8 protein-coding genes are annotated in these 15,405 nt (G+C 43.3%); 6 read left to right on the top strand and 2 right to left on the bottom strand.

Annotated elements, in window-relative coordinates; translation table 11 throughout:
- Positions 1 to 106: 106 nt before the first annotated feature.
- Together QUB35_RS18140 and QUB35_RS18135 are read left to right on the top strand one after the other, a co-directional pair.
- The gene (locus tag QUB35_RS18140) at positions 107 to 3,667 is read left to right on the top strand and encodes a WD40 domain-containing protein (RefSeq protein ID WP_333143174.1); all 3,561 of its coding nucleotides are present in this window, start codon (positions 107 to 109) and stop codon (positions 3,665 to 3,667) included.
- 27 nt (positions 3,668 to 3,694) lie between these two features.
- Positions 3,695 to 3,895, top strand: coding sequence for a WD40 repeat domain-containing protein (locus QUB35_RS18135; protein WP_333143173.1), 201 nt, complete (start codon positions 3,695 to 3,697; stop codon positions 3,893 to 3,895).
- A 105-nt stretch (positions 3,896 to 4,000) separates the two neighbouring features.
- Here the strand turns inward: QUB35_RS18135 and QUB35_RS18130 are convergent, their stop codons facing one another.
- The gene (locus QUB35_RS18130) at positions 4,001 to 4,558 is read right to left on the bottom strand and encodes an EF-hand domain-containing protein (RefSeq protein ID WP_333143172.1); all 558 of its coding nucleotides are present in this window, start codon (positions 4,556 to 4,558) and stop codon (positions 4,001 to 4,003) included.
- A gap of 568 nt (positions 4,559 to 5,126) precedes the next feature.
- On the opposite strand from QUB35_RS18130, the gene QUB35_RS18125 reads away from it, so the two are divergent.
- The 4 genes from QUB35_RS18125 to QUB35_RS18110 all read left to right on the top strand — a co-directional run bounded on the left by QUB35_RS18125 (position 5,127) and on the right by QUB35_RS18110 (position 9,021).
- The gene (locus QUB35_RS18125; RefSeq protein ID WP_333143171.1) at positions 5,127 to 5,990 is read left to right on the top strand and encodes an AAA-like domain-containing protein; all 864 of its coding nucleotides are present in this window, start codon (positions 5,127 to 5,129) and stop codon (positions 5,988 to 5,990) included.
- Positions 5,991 to 6,093: 103 nt separating this feature from the next.
- The gene (gntB, locus tag QUB35_RS18120) at positions 6,094 to 7,062 is read left to right on the top strand and encodes a guanitoxin biosynthesis L-arginine gamma (S) hydroxylase (protein ID WP_333143170.1); all 969 of its coding nucleotides are present in this window, start codon (positions 6,094 to 6,096) and stop codon (positions 7,060 to 7,062) included.
- Positions 7,063 to 7,079: 17 nt separating this feature from the next.
- The gene (locus QUB35_RS18115; protein WP_333143169.1) at positions 7,080 to 8,183 is read left to right on the top strand and encodes an aminotransferase class I/II-fold pyridoxal phosphate-dependent enzyme; all 1,104 of its coding nucleotides are present in this window, start codon (positions 7,080 to 7,082) and stop codon (positions 8,181 to 8,183) included.
- 121 nt (positions 8,184 to 8,304) lie between these two features.
- On the top strand, positions 8,305 to 9,021 hold the full coding sequence (locus QUB35_RS18110; protein ID WP_333143168.1) for a class I SAM-dependent methyltransferase: 717 nt from the start codon (positions 8,305 to 8,307) through the stop codon (positions 9,019 to 9,021).
- 130 nt (positions 9,022 to 9,151) lie between these two features.
- On the opposite strand, the gene QUB35_RS18105 is transcribed toward QUB35_RS18110, so the two are convergent.
- On the bottom strand, positions 9,152 to 15,340 hold the full coding sequence (locus QUB35_RS18105; protein WP_445252044.1) for an amino acid adenylation domain-containing protein: 6,189 nt from the start codon (positions 15,338 to 15,340) through the stop codon (positions 9,152 to 9,154).
- Between the last annotated feature and the right edge of the window lie 65 nt (positions 15,341 to 15,405).

Genomic DNA, 15,405 nt, shown 5'->3' with positions numbered 1-15,405 from the left:
AGTGTCTTTTCAGGTGAAGATTCGTTAGACTGGGTTCGACGACAAACTGCTGTTAAACTTCATGCTACTCTACCTTTAAGATATTGACTTTAATAATCAGCTTTTTATGTCCCAAAATAGCTATCAACTCGGCGGCAGTTTAACCATTGATGCACCTAGTTACGTACAGCGACAAGCCGACTCCCAACTGTATGAAGCCCTGAAGCGAGGAGAGTTCTGCTATGTCCTCAACTCCCGGCAAATGGGCAAATCCTCACTGCTGGTGCGAACCAAGCATCGCCTCCAGCAAGACGGCTTTCACTGCGCTGCTGTCGATTTGAGTGTGGTGGGCAGCGAACAAATTACTCCGCTGCAATGGTACAAGGGATTCGTCGGTGACTTATGGCGACAGTTGGGGCTAATGGAAACCTTAAACCTCAAAACTTGGTGGCAAGAACGCAACGATCTCGGTTTACTGCAACGTCTGCGGTGGTTTATTGAAGAGTTGCTACTGGTGCAGTTTCCTCAACAACAGCTATTTATATTTGTCGATGAAATCGATAGTCTACTCGGTCTTAACTTTTCAATTGATGACTTTTTTGCCTTAATTCGTTTCTGCTATAACCAACGGGCAATCAACTCCGAATATCAACGCATTACCTTTGCGATTTTTGGGGTAGCTACTCCCTCGGATTTAATTCGAGACAGAACAAAGACACCGTTCAATATTGGGCAAGCAATCGAATTAAAAGGGTTTGAGTGGGAGGAAGTAACTCCCTTAATTCAAGGATTGGAAAAGACGTTGGAACAACCTGCATCGGTTGTGAAGGCGATTTTAGACTGGACGGCTGGACAACCGTTTCTGACTCAGAAGTTGTGTCATTTAGTCGTGCAATTGAGTCAGCGGACAATGGAAGACGGTGGCAAGATGAGTGTTCCACTAGGTACGGAATCCTTCTGGATTGAGAACTTGGTCAAAACTCACATTATTGAGCGTTGGGAATCGCAGGATGAACCGGAACACCTGAGAACGATTCGCGATCGCATTGAACGTAACGGTCAGCGGGCTGGTAGAATTCTAGGCATATATCAAAAAATTTTGCAAGGAATTGAAATAAAAACTGATGATACTCAAGAACAGATTGAATTGTTACTTAGTGGCTTAGTTGTTAAATACGAGGGAATATTAAGGGTAAAAAATCCCATCTATAAACAAGTATTTAATCTTCAATGGGTCGAAAAAAAATTAGCGGCATTGCGTCCTTACTCGCAGGTGTTTGATGCTTGGGTAGCTTCAGGGCAACAGGATAATTCCCGCCTCTTGCGCGGACAAGCTTTAAAAGACGCTCAAATGTGGGCGCAGGGCAAAAGTTTAAGCGATTTTGACTATCATTTTTTAGCAGCTAGCCAAGAAGTAGACAGACAAGAATTGCAATTATTTTTAGAATCAGAACGTCTGAAAGAAGTAGAAGCGAGGCTGGCGCTAAAGAAAAAAAGTGCCAAACGCCAAACTTATTTGATTGCGGGACTTTCGATCGCTTTAGCAGGAGCGATCGCAGCCGGAATCTTCGCTTTCTCCCAGTACCAGAAAGCCCTCGTTAGCCAACGCAGTGAGGAAATAGAAAAAATTCAAGGCAGGGCTAGATATTCGGAAGCCCTCTTAGCCTTAGATAAAAGGTTAGATGCTTTAATTGAAGCGCTGAAGGCTAGAAGAGAACTCAAACACTTAGCCCCAACCGACCCGCAGACAGGAACAATAGTGGAGTTAGCTTTGCGACGGTCAATTTATGGAGCTGTTGAATCTAACCGCTTTTCGGGTTATCCTGCCGTAAATAACACATTGGCTGTAAGTTCGGATGGCGAGATTATTGCTGTAGCAGCCTGCCATCAGGGCATCCTAATTTGGCAGCGCGATGGCAGGTTGCTTCTGACCCTCAAAGGACATAAAGGCCAAGCTTTAGGGGTAGACATCAGCCCCAACGGTCAGTTGATTGCTTCAGCAAGCGGAGACACAACCGTCAAACTCTGGCGGCGTGACGGTACTCTGCTGAAAACTTTGGAAGGCTTTAAAGCTTCAGCTAACAAAGTAAAGTTTAGTCCTGACGGAGAACTGATTGTTGCATCCAGTGCTGACGGTACACTGAAACTCTGGCGCGGCGATGGCACATTGCTAAAAACCCTGATAGGGCATGGCGTGAACGTTACGCAGGTAGTTTTTAGCCCCGATGGAGAGCTAATTGCCTCGGCTTCTGAGAACGGCACTGTCAAACTCTGGCAGCGGGATGGCATATTGCTAAAAACACTTTCAGAGATTCAATCTCCTGTTTTATCAATTGCCTTTAGTCCTGATGGCAAACTCCTAGCAACAGGCAATGCAGAGGGCAAGCTGCAACTGTGGCAGCGTGACGGTCGTTTGTTAAGGAGTTTCACCGCACACGAGGCTGCAATTAATGCACTAACTTTCAGCCGCAATGGGCAGATCCTCGTCTCTGGCTCTGACGACAAGATGCTAAAATTCTGGAGCTTTGACGGTACTGCTTTGAATGCCATTAAAGCCCATGACAGTGCCATTAAAGATATTGCATTTAGTCCCAACGGCGAGACTCTATTCTCTGCATCTTGGGATGGCACTGTGAAACTCTGGAAATTACGCACTCCTTTGCTGGAAGTTCTGCGGGGACATACGGCTGGAGTTTGGGGAGTGGCTTTTAGCCCCGACGGACAGTTAGTTGCTTCATCGAGTCCAAAGGAGGCTATCTTGTGGGGGAAGGATGGGATTAGCAGTAGGCGCTTAAATGATTCCAACCCTCACTTTAGCTCAGTTGCTATCAGTCCAGATGGGAAAACAATTGCTATTGCTAATGCAGACCAATCGATTAAGCTTTGGAGTCCGAACGGTACATTGCTTCATAGCCTTAAAGGGCATGAGGGTGATATTAGGAAAGTTGCTTTTAGTCCTGACGGTAAGATGCTTGCATCTTCGAGTAGCGATCGCACCGTCAGACTTTGGCGCAAGGATGGCACCGAAATCGCTACTTTTAGAGGACACACGGCGGGGACTTGGGCTGTGGCTTTTAGTCCCGATGGTTCGACACTTGTATCTAGTAGTGGCGACAAGACACTAAAGTTTTGGCGTTTAGCTCCATTTTTGAATCAAAAGCGCACGCTAGATTCTCAATCAGTGGTCAAAAGTGAGGATAGTTTATTCAAGATTATTCAAGCTCATGATAATACAGTTATGAACGCTGCTTTCAGTCCTAATGGCGAATTGATTGTTTCAGTGAGTGAAGACAAGACGGCTAAACTTTGGAGTCGTGACGGCAAGTTACTGCATACTATACAGGGACATGATTCTGGGATTTGGAGTGTAGCATTTAGTCCTGACAGTCAGACGATCGCTACAGGAAGTAATGATGGGATAATTAAACTCTGGAAGTCTGACGGTACATTCCTCACAAATTTAATTGGACATAGTGCTGGAGTTAAGGGATTAGCTTTCGCTCCTGACGGCAAAACTCTGGCTTCGGCTGCTGAGGACAAAACGGTAATTTTGTGGAATTTAGAGCAGTCTGTAGAGCTAGATAAGGTAGTTGGAGTGGGTTGTGATTGGGTGCGGGATTATCTGCGGACTAATGCTGAAGTGAAGGAGGAGGACAGGCATTTGTGCGATGATGGCTCTCCCCAATAGACTTCTCCAAAAACATAGGACTTTAGTTTGCCATCAGGCGCGATCGCACCTGATGGCAGTTTTTTAGCTTCTGTTGGTGAAGATAACACTCTCGTTGTCTGGAATTTACCGCGCATACTCAATCTTGACCTGCTGGAATATGGCTGTAATTGGGTACGAGATTATCTGCGGACATCGAAAGAGGTGGAAGAGGGCGATAGACATTTGTGCGATCGATCTCCCCAATAGACATCCACGAGATGAAGTTGGACGAACTTTAGGGTTAGAGGGTAATATTCGTTACCTCAAAGATTTTTGATAAATTATAAAGGCTTTGGGAGTTCTTCAAGAGCTCTATTCATAAGAACCGTAAAGCCAATTACCAGAAGCATTCAAATCATCACTGATATGAAATTCTTGGGAGGCTTGGAGATATTCATCGCGTGAAATATGCCCATCAGCGTCGCGATCTAAATGAGCAAAAGCTGTTTCAGCATCTTTTTGAGTCAGACCAAGAGCTACAAAAAATTGTTTATATTCTGTAAGGCTAATTTGACCATCGTTACTAGCATCCAAAATGTCGAATATTACATTAGCTTTATTCTGGTGGGCGTCTTGAAGTACGGTGGAATTAGAAAAATTACTAATCGAAGTCTCGGCTACTTTCAGATATTCTTCTAAGCTAACCTTATTATCCCCACTAATATCAGCAGGCTGCCAAAAATTTTTCCAAGTTGCTAAATATTTTGCTTTTAGTTCTAAAAATTCTGATGAATCGGGTTCCCATTTACGCAGTTTAGCAATATTCCTGGCACAACGTTCTAGATCGGCTAATTCTACAAAGCCACTTCCATCTAAATCGTAAACCTGAAAATTTTTAGTGTGTTTTTTTTGCAATAATTGACTTAACATTGATAATTCTCCTGCGATTAGTACATGACCGATTAAACTTTATCATGTTTTGATAAGAAACCTACTTTTTTTGATAGGAAACCTACTTTTCCTACTTTTCCGATTAATTGGGTTTGAGAGGAAGGGGGTGCGTTAGGGAAGCTTACCGAAGGTATCGCCTTGAAATAAAGGAAGATCAAAGGGCGATCGCCCCAACAGAGGTGAAACGACTGGTGACGCGAGTATCTGTAATCCGTCATCACACCTGTTGGAACCAACCTGAGATTCTAGTTGGGGGATTAATTGACCAATTTAGTATATTGACAAAATCAACTACTTGTGCAATATGCGCCTTACTGCAATATAACTTTACACAAACATACCAACTTTATCTATTTCTCGTTGAGCTAAACAACTGAATAATTAATAGTGAAGTTTTTTGGTGAATGTACGCTTACAGTAATTGAGCCCTTGTCCTTATGCCCTCTGCTATCTGCATAAAAGCCTTCTTTTATTAACCGCCGGTTTTGGGGCATAAGAATCCTTAGCGTTCCTTGCTGTGTGCATACTACTCAAATGGAGTTAGTACATGAATGTTGACGAAGTTCTGGACACTGTAGAACAAAGTCTGCTATCTAGGCAACTGAGTTCCCTTGAGCGCTTAATCCTGTGTCAGTCATGGCTCGGACGCGGTTATAGCGAGATGGCAGCCGATTGTGCCTATAGTATCGCTCATATCAAGGATATTGGCTCTCAGTTGTGGCAGGCTTTTTCCAAAACATTAGGGGAGAGGGTGACGAAAAAAAATCTGTTTTTAGTGCTGAAGCAATATCTGCTCTCCCAGATAGGTGAAACAGTCAATAGTGACCAGTTACCTGTTACCTTTTCCTTGGTAGAAGTAATAGAATCGCCACTACTGCCTACCACTAATCAGTTATCAGTTGCTACTGATTTTGTGGAGGCTTCATACTCACGGGATAGCGAGCAATTATCACTGGTTTGCGATCGCAACGAATTGGTAATAGAAGATGATGAGTGGCTTTTTAGAGTGCAGCAGAAATACCAAACTTCTACCAATAATACAGAGGCAAAAAATAATTTAAAAGCCCCAGCCACACAAAGCGAACCAACAATTCCTAGGGGTTGTTTGCTACTAGACTCTCCTCTCTACATTAATCGCCCCCCGATCGCAGAACTCACCTATAATGAAATTAGTGAATCTGGGCGATCGAGCCACATCAAAGCACCCAGGCTTCCGGGTAAAAATTCCCTACTCTCCCGGATTCTGAATCGTGTCACGCATTGTGGATACAAGACTGTCTACTTGGAGTTTCAGGAAGCAGACGTTACCGTTTCTGCTAAACTCAATCAATTTTGGGGCTGGTTGTGTGCTAATCTCAGCAGGCAGTGGAATCTCAATCCCATGCTGAACGAGTATCGCGAATATGGGTAGCAAGACTAACTTTAGGTATCTGTTTAAGGGAGCTACCATCTTTGTTTGAGAGCGACCTTCAGTTCTACTTATTAAATAAGCTGGGAATTACAAAGAAGTGACTATGGACTGTAAAATTTACCAGTTTGAGGATGAGATTTGCAAAGAAATATCTTCTTTATCAAAATTAGACAACTGGCATTGTTTTCTCGCTCTTCTAGAGGATTATGTTATAATTTTTTTGATGGCAGCCACTTGTTCAGTTTCCTGGTATCTTTACCCTGTGGCAGTTTTAATTATTGGGTCTCGCCAGCGTGCATTGGCGACGCTTCTCCACGAAGCGTCTCACAAAACTTTAGCCAAAAATAAACTTCTTAATTTTGCGATCGGTACTTTTTTTTCTGGCTACTTTGTTTTACAAACAATGGGGTCTTATCGAGAATCTCATGTGCGATTTCATCACGGACATTTCGGCGATATTGAACTAGATCCAGATTACAAATTTGCTATTGAAGCAGGATGGTATGCTCGACCTCAATCTGTGGAAAAGTTTACGCTCCACAACATAGTTTTACCATTTTTGTTGGCTAAAGTTCCCAGCTACTTGTGTTCCTTAATTCAGCATCGGCTCTTGGACAAGCGCAATCGTCAAGAGACAATTGTCATGATTGTTTACCTGGGAGTTATAGCATATGTTTTCATCGGGTTTGGATTGGGCAAGTATATTTTGCTATTTTGGCTCGTTCCTTATTTAACTACCTTCCAAATCATTGGCTGGTTTATTGAGATGAGCGAACATTATCCGTTGATGAACAATAGCATTAATCTCTACAAGACTCGCAATCGTCACAGTCATTGGCTGGAAAAATTTTTGACAGGAATGCACAATGAAAGTTATCATCTTGTTCACCATTTGAATCCGGCAATTCCTTTTTGGAATGTTCCAAAAGCACATCAGGTTTATCTTCAGGATAAAAACTATGCTCAATTCGATCGCCAAGCAGGAGGAATATTTATTTCTGCCAATAATGTACCGAGTTTAATTCAAAGTGCGATCGCCACTCTTCGTTCCCAACGCGAAACAGATTTCTAAATTTAGGTACACAATTGATGAAAATAGAACCTTCCTTACTAGAAACCTGGTTGTTAGAATATGAAAAAGCTCCCTATAATTTGGGGGAAAGTAGTGTTACTAACTTGTCGTTAGCAGAGTTAATCAAGCTGACAGAATGTGAATCGGAATTTTATAGCTTGAGTTTGGAAAATAATGATACCTACGGTTCTTTGGGCTTGAGAGAGGCAATCGCCTCAGTTTACGAAAACGTTACCCCTGAAGATATTTTAGTCACCGCAGGAACCACAGAAGCCATTCTTATTTATTATCACGTTCGCTATGAACCTGGAGCTAATGTAGTCGTTCCCGTTCCAGCTTTTCATATCTTACATGAAATTCCCAAGTACCTAGGTTATGAAGTCCGTTACTTACCTTTGCGACGGGAAGAAGAATTCCGCCCGAATTTAGCAGAATTAGCAAAATTAGTAGACGATAAAACTAAAGTCATTGTCTTAAATAGTCCCCACAATCCCACAGGAGTTGTCTATTCCCCGGAAGAAATACAAGGATTTAGCGAACTGGCCGAAAAATATCAGGCAGAAATTCTGGCTGATGAGCATTATCGCTTTTTACCTCATCAACAAGAAATAGATTTTATTCCCTCATTATTTGGCAGATATCCTTCTGTGGTTGCTTTGGGTTCAACTGGCAAGTGTTTTGGCTCTATCGGCTTGCGAATTGGTTGGTTAATTGGCTCACCAGAAATTCTCAAAGGCTGTCATGATTTTAAAGATTACACGACCCATACTGTTGGTGCGATAAATGATATGTTGGCTAAACATTCATTGTTAAATTGGCGAAAAATCCTGCCAAAATATCGAGGATGGATTGTAAAAAATGCCACTTGCTTGCGGGAATTGATTGAGCGAAATCCTGACCTCATAGATTGGGTCTATCCGGAAGCAGGAACGGTCGCTTTTCCCTTTTTGAAAACTCTCAATAGTCAAGATTTTGCTTACCGATTAGTGCAAGAAACTGGGGTATTGATATTACCAGGAGAAGCGTTAGATCGTCCGGGTCATTTCCGCATCGCTTTGGGTGTTGAACCCGATCGCTTTCAGAAGGCGATCGACGAACTTGAACGCTGCGTTCAAACTTAGCTACTCCGTTACAACAACTTCGGCATAGAAAATGGCTGTTATTCAGCCAAAGCTCGCAGTTGCTGGAACTTTGAAGGATGATCGGTGAAGTTGTAAAAAATCAAAAAAGGAATAAAAACACTTGGAACTAGAATCACCAAATCAAAAAAATGAAAGACCATCCTCGGTAGAATTGGGTATCCTAACTGAGGATGATTTAAATAAAAAACTTAAGAACAGAGTATTCCCTAACCGTCCCAGTGATTGGAAAGACGCTCCCGCTAAAATTAGCGAGGACAGGTTGGAAATACTGAATCGTTCAGTTATGGAGAGATGGGAAGAGCCTTTAATGAGGGAACTTGCCAAGATTGCTACATCCAAAGGAGGAACTATTCTTGAGGTTGGACTCGGTCTTGGTATCTCAGCAGGATACATACAGCAACATGAAATTGAAGAGCATTTTATCATAGAAGCCAATTCAGACGTTTTTAGAAAACTTGAAGAGTTTGCGCGGCAAGCAAAACACAAAGTAACACCTATCTTTGGATTGTGGCAAGAGGTCGTTGATTCACTACCAAGTGAGAGTTTTGACGGAATTTTATTTGACCCTGCTGTTTTGAGTGAAAATGACTACAAGTATTGGCACACTGACTTTGTTAAACACGCCTATCGTCTTCTGAAAAAAGGAGGTGTGTATACTGAGTATTCCGCCATGACTGAACTAACGCCCGATCATAGTCAATTTTTAGATAAACTTGGCTTTACCGAGATTAGTGCAACACTCTTTTCCGTGAATCCGCCAAAAAGTTGTCCCTATTGGGATAAGCCAGTCATGATAGCTCCTACCATAATTAAATAAAAGCTATCAGAAATACAGAGATGAATGAGGTAACTTTCAAGAAACATATTCTCTTAAGCCAATATCGGAAGCTTACGCAGCAAGTTCTCACCATACCCAGAAAAAAATTGGGTATGGTGACACAGACAAATTATTGTCGGGGTAACATTTGTAAACACGCTCTTATCATTTCAATGTAACTCTCAATCATTGAGCGAATCTCTTGACGGCTGAAATACATTTTATCGTATTCCACACGTAGGCTTACATTTCCTCCAACTGGCGACATTGACACAGCATAATTTAAAGGGAAGTTGAACTTGTCATGAAGCTTTCTAGCATTCACCTTCAAATCAGTGTCAGCCTTTAGATTTTTGGCATTATGGAAATTCACGAAATTAAACGTAGCGAAAAATAACTCAGTTTTTTGTTTGTCTGCTAAAATTTCCAAAAGTGGATACCTAACATATGGTTCGATATCAATTAGAGATTGCTGCACATTTTTAATTTGTACGCCTTTATCTTCTTTAGTTGGCTGACAGAGCGGAACAATATTCCAGAACAAGCCCAAAGCTCCAAACGGGTCAGATAATCTTTCTGTCCTACCATTTGAGATAACTCCTACACAAACCCTATTTGATTTCATCACAGTACCAATCAGGTCGAGGTAGGTACTCAGGAAAAGTGCTTTTGGTGAAACTCTCAATTTTCGACACAATTGACGTACATCAGCAATGACTTCCTCTTCAAAGTTGTATTCTTCAGTAACAGCTTCCCCTTGCTCCACTGAAGTGGTTAATGGTTTCAAGGGTTTATAGGTATAGTCTTTGAGGTGAAGCTTCCAGAAAGAAGATGCGTCTAGTGAGCCAATAATCTCTTTCTCCAAAGCGACAAATTCCTTGTACACATTGGCAGCCGGGACTACTGTTATTTCTTCTCCTTTCTTGAGAGCCGAATAGATTTCGTACAGTTCGTTGAGAAATTCAATATTGCTCCAACCATCTGTAATTGCATGATGAATTGACATCAAGAATTCAAACCTATTCTCGGCTTTCTGAAAAATCCCGAAGCGAAAAAGCGGCTCATTGGGATTTTCAACGTCAAACAAGTTCTGCCTATCTTGCTTCATCACTGCATCAATATAATTCGACTGCTCCTCCGATTTGAGGTGGCTGATGTCTTGCTCATTGATGGAAAACCTTAGATTCTTTTTGACTACCTGAACCACTGGGAATTCGTTAGAAGTGATGAATACGGTTCTCAAAGCGGGATGTTTTTGCACGAGAATTAAGAGAGCCTTCTTAAAGGCATTCATATCGAGGCTTTCATCATAGATATCGTAGGATTGCTGACAATGGTAAACCCCCATTTTTTGATGGTCATTCACGTAATGATGCCACATAAATTCTTGCATTTTGGCAAGAGGATATGCTGATTCTGTATCTAGGGGAAGTAACTCAGAGATTTCTAGAGGAAGTTCTAATAAATGTAGGGGTGGAGGAACGTTATTTTCCTGACGCAGGACATTGTTTATTGGTTGAGCTTCGCGATGAATCGTCTGATTTTCAAATACATCAGGTGTATAGTCCCCTGCATCAGCAGATAAACAATGAGCGATTAACGTTCGCAAGCTGGCTGCAAAATCTTGGGCTAGACTTTCAATTGTGGCCCAGGAGTGAAAGTTTTCGCTGTATGTCCATTCCAGTTGTAACTGGTTTTCTACTACGAGTCCGTTAACCTGTAGCAAATGACTGCGTTGTCCTAGCTGGCTGTGTTCATGACCAACTGATTCAGAGGCTAATTTAATGAAAGAATCAGATTGCATTCCCCAATCAAATTGCCCCAGGTAGTTGAAACTTACCTCGGCTTTTAGTTTTGAAGAGAGTTGAGAGGTAATTTCAGCATCCCCACTCAAATACCGCAGCAAACCGTAGCCGATGCCTCGGTTGGGTATGGCACAAAGTTGTTCTTTGATAGACTTGATTGCTTCTGGTAGATTTTCTGTTGCTTTTAGTTCTAAATGCACGGGGAAGATAGTTGTAAACCAACCAACTGTGCGGGATAAGTCTACATCGGGTAAGATTTCTTCTCGTCCGTGACCTTCTAAGTCAATTAAAATTGAGTTACACCCGCTCCAAGTCGCTAATACCTGTACTAAAGCTGTTAGTAATATGTCGTTGATTTGGGTATGGTAAGCTTTATGAAATTCTTGGAGTAGGGCGCGAGTTTCGTCAGAGTTGAGGGATACTTTTACACTACGGGCTGAGGCTTTTGTGTTAGCTCCCCCCTTACAGTCTACTGGGAGATGGGTGATTTTTGAGGTGGAAATGTTTGACCAATACGTTATTTCTTTTGTAGCGGCTGGCGACTGGGCGTATTCAGTGAGTTTTTCGGCCCAGTGTTTGAAAGAGGTGGTTTTAGGAGGAAGTTGAATGGGTTTACCTGATTCGAGTTGTTGGTAAGCTGTTTGTAAATCTTCTAGTAAGATTCGCCAGGAAACTCCATCGACGGCTAAGTGGTGGATAACTAGCAACAAGCGTTTATGTTTTTGATATCCTAGATGGAAAAGTGCAACTCGCAGGAGTGGACCTGAGTTGAGGTTTAAGCTGGCTTGTAATTGGGAGGATGTAGATTCAATTGTTTGGGAGAGTGCTTCTTCTGGTAATGTGGATAAATCTATAAGTGAGAGAGGTACAGTCTCATCGGGTAAGGCGTTAAATTGCTGCCAACAACCTTCTGATTGATTAAACCGCAAGCGTAGGGCGTCGTGATGGACTAATAATTGTTGTAAGGCTTGCTGTAACAGGTCGGGGTTGAGAGTAGGTGGGACGAAGAGTAGAAAGGCTTGGTTGAAGTGGTGAGGATTGGGGAGATTTTGTGCAAAGAATCGGTGCTGGATGGGTGTAAGTGGTAATGGCCCAGTTACTAAACCTTGGAAAGCTTTTAAGGTTTTGAAAGTCGTTGCAACGGCAGCTAAGTCGGCAATTGTTTGATGTTGGAAGATTTGTTTGGGAGTGAGGTGAAGACCTGCACGATTCGCTTTAAAAATAATCTGAATGCTGAGAATGGAATCTCCGCCTAGTTCAAAGAAGTTGTCGTGGATGCTTTGAATCTCTCGGTGAAAAACCTCACGCCAGATTTGGGCTAGTATTTCTTCAGCTCTTGTACGAGGTGCTACCTCCAGTGCTTGTAGTTCTTGACGTGCTGTACCGGTTATTGGTAGCGCTTTTCGGTCTACCTTGCCGTTGGGGGTTAGTGGCAGGGCATCCAAGTGAACGAACACTCCAGGAATCATGTAATCGGGCAGTTTTTCCTTGAGAAAACCGCGCAGGTCGCTGCTAGCGAGAGCATCCTCATGGTTAGGGACAATGTAAGCTGCCAGATATTTGTGACCTGGAACATCTTCTCGTGCTATAACCACAGTTTCTCGCACGCCGGGGTTCTGCGCCAGCGCTGCCTCAATTTCTCCAAGTTCGATGCGGAAGCCGCGAATCTTGACCTGGTTGTCCAGGCGACCTAGAAACTCGATGTTGCCGTCCGGGAGGTAACGGGCTAAATCACCAGTTTTATACAGGCGTGACCCAGGTTTATTGCTATATGGGTTGGGAATGAATTTTTCTAGAGTTAACTCTGGGTGGTTAAGGTACCCACGGGCAACACCAGCACCGCCAATATGCACTTCCCCTGGAACACCGATAGGTACTGGTTGGAGATTGCGGTCTAAAATGTAGATTGACGTGTTGGCTATGGGACGACCAATTGGTACTATTTGTTGATTCAGCCCACGTTTGCAAGTCCAATATGTGGCATCAATGCAAGTTTCTGTAGGACCATAGAGATTATACAATTCTGCATTGAGATGGGCAAAGAAGCATTCTTGCAATTCGACAGTTAAAGGTTCTCCACCACAAAATACATTTTTCAGAGATTGGCGGATGCTAATTTGATCATTTTCCAAAAGCATTCGCAACAAGGTAGGCACAAGTTGTAAAGTCGTAATTTTTTGCTCGACTATTGTTTGAATCAGATAATCGCTGTCTTGATGTCCTCCCGGTCGAGTCATGACCAATTGCGCTCCAACTAACAAGGGTGCGTAAAATTCCCAAACTGAAGCATCAAAGCTAAAGGGAGTTTTTTGCAGCACTTTATCTGTTTCGCTTAAAGGGAAGTCTGTTTGCATCCAGAGCATATGATTACAAATTGCTCGGTGTGGTATCATCACTCCTTTTGGTTTGCCTGTAGAGCCAGATGTATAAATTACATAAGCCAAGTTATTAGCGGTGGCACCACTAACAGGAGCGACTGTACTCTCAGCGCCAATTGACTGCCAGTCTGAGTCTAAACAAATCACTTGTGCCGAGTGAGACGGTAATTCCTCAACTAACCGCTCTTGGGTTAATAACACCGACGGTTGAGCATCTTCTATCATCAACGACAGGCGCTCGAAGGGATACGTTGGGTCAAGCGGCACATAAGCACCACCAGCCTTGAGGATGCCAAGCAATCCCACTACCATTTCGAGCGATCGCTCTACACAAATCCCCACTAAAACTTCTGGCCCCACGCCCAGAGTTTTTAAGTGATGTGCTATTTGGTTCGCACGTTGGTTAAGCTCTCGGTAGGTCAGTTGTTCCTCTTCAAAGAGGACCGCAATAGCATCGGGCGATCGCTCCACTTGTTCCTCAAACAACTGGTGGATACACTTATCAGAGGGATACTCTTTTGTGGTGTTGTTCCACTCTACTAATATCTGGTGTCGCTCTCGCTCTGTTAGCGGGGGCAATTGTGAAACCCGCTGTTCTGGATTAGTTACGATTCCCTCCAGTAACGTCTGGAAATGTCCGGCTATGCGAGCGATGGTGGTCTTATCAAAAAGGTCAGCATTGTATTGCCATTTTCCTACCAATCCATCAGCAGTATTTTCCATTGATAGGGTCAAATCAAACTTGGCTGTGCTGATTTCCACTGCATACGAGCTTACCGTTAACTCAGGCAGTTTTACAGAAGGAACTAAAGCGTCATCGAGGGCAAACATTACCTGACATAGCGGAGTATAGCTTAAGTCTCGTGTTAGTTGCAATGCCTCTACCAATTGCTCGAAAGGAAGGTCTTGATGCGTGTAAGCCCCGAGCGCCACTTCCCTGACTCTGCCGAGTAACTCCTCAAAACTGGGGTCGCCACTGAGGTTGGTTCGCAGCACTAAAGTATTGACAAAAAAACCAATTAACCCTTCAATTTCTCTTCGGTTGCGACCAGCTACGGGCGTACCCACTACGATGTCATCGGAACCTGATAAGCGGTAGAGTAATGTTACAAACGCTGCAAAAAGCGTCATAAACAGAGTGGCTCCCGTTCGCTTGCTATAAGCGGTAAGTTCTGTGCTCAACTCCTTGTCAAGGGCTGCGTAGTAATGTCCTCCCCGGAAATTTTGAACAGCTTTTCGCGGTCGGTCTGTCGGTAATTCTAATAAAGAAGGAGCGTTCTTAAGTTGTTCCTTCCAGTAGTCAAGCTGCTGAACCTGTATTTCTCCTAGTAACCATTGCCGCTGCCAAACCGCAAAGTCGGCATATTGTACTGGCAACTCTGGTAAACGTGGAAGTTTTCCAGTGCAGAAGGCTTTGTAAAGTTCTGTTAATTCTCTCATGAACACGCCTTGCGACCAACCATCAAAAATAATGTGGTGCATGGTGAGCAGTAAAACGTATTTTGTTTCATCTAGCTGTAATACCGTACCTCGGAGCAAAGGCTCTCGCTCCAGGCTAAAAGGTCGATTCGCTTCAACCGTAGCCAATCGTTGCGCCTCGATTTCTCGCTCGCTTTCTCTTAGATGAAGCAAGTCTACAACAAGCAGTTTTAAATTCAAGGTTGAGGCGATAATCTGAACGGGTTGACCTTCTACTATTGTGAAGTTTGTGCGTAAAGCTTCATGCCGCCTTATAATTTCGTTGATGCTGCTCTGTAGCGCCGCTATATTAAGCTGACCGCTTAGACGCAAAGCAAGCGGGATGTTGTAAAATGCACTGTTTGGCTGTAACTGGTCAAGGAACCACAACCTGGCTTGAGCGAAGGATAATGGGATGGACTCTGACCTTGGAATTGGTAGAAGCGGCAGAGCTTCTTGTGAGTGCCCGTTCTTGAGCAAATTCTCAACCCGCTTGGCTAATTCGGCAATCGTGGGAGCTTCAAACAAACTGCGTAGCGGTAATTCGACGGCCAAGGTGTCCCGCACCCTTGAAATCACTTGAGTGGCTAATAAGGAATGTCCGCCTAGCTCAAAGAAATTGTCGTGAATGCCTAAAGGATCAATTAAGAGGATGTTAGCCCAAATGCAGGCTAGCATTTCCTCAATCGGAGTGCGAGGAGCGACAAAAGACCCTTCGAGTTCGAGATGCAACTCGGGTGCTC

Source organism: Microcoleus sp. B13-B6, assembly GCF_036705405.1.
Taxonomy (GTDB): domain Bacteria; phylum Cyanobacteriota; class Cyanobacteriia; order Cyanobacteriales; family Microcoleaceae; genus Microcoleus.
Note: the sequence above shows the minus strand (reverse complement) of the source record. Positions and strands in the feature narration are given on the sequence as shown.